Source organism: Bacillus sp. 05T31, assembly GCF_056396725.1.
Genome location: NZ_JBFTMA010000734.1, coordinates 1 through 2,866 on the forward strand (window position 1 = coordinate 1; position 2,866 = coordinate 2,866).

Consider the following 2,866-nt stretch of genomic DNA (forward strand, 5'->3'; position numbering starts at 1 on the left):
TCTGTATATACTCTGTACCTTTCTTGATTCTTCCATCTTGAAAATAATCAGGGGTGGGATTTTTTTGATAAATACGTGTATTTGATTTAATACGAGAGATATAGTAAGCCTTTTTATCTTGTATATGTTGAAGATCTTTCAAGTGAAAATAACCTAAATCTCRGATACATAAATCATTCGCTGTCAAAGTTGGGGCACACAGAGAACCATAGGTTCGATCATGTTGTTTACCTGGACCCGTATGAATATGTAGGAACTGTCCACTTAATARATCATAYTCAAGCTGAATCTTYACCCCMGCTGTATGGCTGCATCCTCCTGCAYCTGGATAAACAGATGAAAATACATCSGGRAGTTGAAATGCAGTTGAATCTAAAATACGAATACGCTTGAAAACAGAAGTGTATGGAGAAGAAATCGGCATAGATGCGGCCAATTTTTTGCTTAGTAGTTYRGCTAGTAGGTGTTGTAAAAGTTGGACGGCCGCCTTATTAAAMCGTTGATTCAGTCCCTCAGGACTGATGAGTACTTCTGTTGATGCTTCTAAACAGCTAGATAACTGAGTTAAAGAAGTCRTAGCKAYATTTTGGCTCACCCATACACATAAAGCTACTAAATCTTTTGCTTGRTACTTACTGGTTCGTTGTACAAAACCAACATCTCTAGCAAGATCCCGTAAGGTATTTGGAGATAAAAARCTTTGAATCTCTTGAGCAAATAGTTGTAATTCGTCAGAMACAGAAACAGACATAAAAWACGMCATCMTTTCCTATGATTCTACAGAAAGAATGGCGTATTTTTACATTTTAGGGAGGATTTTGTTTTATTAGCTTAATATCATTGGGTTGCCAACAAAATTCCAAAAAAACAAAATTTATTTTTTAGAGTAAGTTAGGGGTTTTTAAACCAGAAAGATATATTTTTAACTATAAAAACTATGACAAAATTTATCCTGTTTTCCTTTTTGCCTACTTGTTAAATTCAGCAAGTAAAATATTTTTAAAAGGATTAGGACTGTCAGTTCTACCCAAACTATTCCAATTGACGACCAACGTATGCTTGCCTCCAAGTTTACCTCCAACAAGAGTAGTAAACCCTAGAATGCCACCTGTGTGTCCCCATATCGAGACACCGCTTKGAAGCTTAGTTTYATAGATTCCAAGACCATATCCATCGATTCCTTCTTTTCCTGTAGGAACTGTAGTAAGCATTTGTTTTAGTTGCTGYTCTTTCAGTAATTTRCCACCGAGCAAGTAAGARAAGAATTTGTTTAAGTCGTCAGCAGTAGAAATCATATCTCCAGCYGAGCTASCTAYACTTGGRTTAWAATMAGTAACGTCTTTTAGCTCACTTGYTCCGTCTGGTTGGACATATCCACGGGCATGMTTGGTGCCTGGAATAACGCTTGAATTGCCAGGTAGGAATGTATTCGATAATTCAAGCGGTTCAATAATCCGATTTTCAATCTCTTCCGCATAGCTGTTTYCGGTTACTTTTTCAATAAGAATACCCAGTAATACGTATCCTGTGTTTGAATAAGACCAACCCTTTCCTGGGGCAAAGTCTGGGGGCAGAGAAATCCCCATCTTCACTAACTCTTCAGCCATATACGATTTTTTTGTATCCATAAAATCAGCATCTTTTGACCTTGAGTATTCAGCGATACCACTTGTATGGTTCAATATCTGCCGGATAGTAATCTGGTTACCATCATATCCGTTTCCTTGAATGACACCAGGCAACCATTTTTCGATGTAGTCGTCTAGATTCAAGCGGTTCTCTCCRRCTAATTGAAGTACAACCGTTGCKGTGAACGTCTTCGTCACGCTGCCAATGCGAAAGCGAAAATCTGTTTTCATTGATTGCTTGGTGCTTAGATTCGCTATCCCAGCGGCATACCCCCACGTTTTTCCACCCTCARAAGTTTTAGCAAGTATCCCCGGGTATCCAAGTTGCAATGTATCCCGCATTGCTTGCTTGACGGAAKTACGATCTCGTTGAGTATTTGTTTGTAACGAACTAGATACATTYTGAGTGGGCTCTGCTTTTACAATTGAGGTTGGYGTTGTRTATAAYAGGGAACTTCCAGCTATTAAAAGRGCCAGACTTGCAMATGTAATTTGACTACGTGTTTTCATAAGGCATTCCTCTCCTCTATTCATATTGTATAGGTGGTTGCTTGTTACAAGCTCCATTCTGTCCTAACAAACGGTAAATCCCTCTTTTTGCATGTATGTTAACCTCAGAAATTATTTCTTTTCCATAAAACACTCTTATTAACTGGTTTGTTTTTCATATATAAGTTATATCTGTTCCTCCTTTCATGCTTCTTTATATTTTCATCATATACAATGAAAATCTCTTTTTCCTTACCTATTCCTTACAAATCCCTTACGTTCAAAATAGCTTCTGTGTCTCAAATGTGCCAATTAATTCTCATCAAGAAGACACGAGAATTAAGCGAATATAAAGCGATTTATATCATAAAAGATTATTTTCTACTTATTTATGAATCTCTACAAAAAGACACCAAAGAATTAACAAAGATATTGTTTCGTCTGTTTGATCTCTTACAGAAAAACAGACGAAAATCCCATAGGTATAAGAAGAAAACCGTCTTTGATATCTTAGGCGTCGTATATAACCTTTCTATGCCTCACAAGCATGTAGCGTAATCCAAAAAATTAAAACCCAATAGGGTTTATCTGGTATGAAAATATTTAAAGAACTTACACTGGATCTTTAGAAAAAAGAAAAAAGCCCATCAAGCTAAGGTTTTGAAGTACMCCCTAAATGAAAATTTTCWTTCTCTAYAGTTAGTTWTTTTGAGAAGTCAGCTCATTTTTTTGTTTGTGGGGTGTTAACT

2 protein-coding genes and 1 pseudogene are annotated in these 2,866 nt (G+C 36.6%); 1 reads left to right on the plus strand and 2 read right to left on the minus strand.

Features of this window, described 5'->3' with window-relative positions:
- A partial coding sequence (locus AC1DJR_RS27445) for an IS4 family transposase (protein WP_477003988.1) occupies nt 1–751 on the minus strand: 751 nt, incomplete at its 3' end.
- 217 nt (nt 752–968) lie between these two features.
- Entirely contained in the window at nt 969–2,138 is a 1,170-nt protein-coding gene (locus tag AC1DJR_RS27450) for a serine hydrolase domain-containing protein (protein WP_477003989.1), read from the minus strand.
- A gap of 279 nt (nt 2,139–2,417) precedes the next feature.
- On the opposite strand from AC1DJR_RS27450, the pseudogene AC1DJR_RS27455 reads away from it, so the two are divergent.
- Nucleotides 2,418–2,675 (plus strand): annotated as a pseudogene (locus AC1DJR_RS27455) (IS4 family transposase); the annotation flags it as partial.
- Nucleotides 2,676–2,866 lie beyond the last annotated feature (191 nt).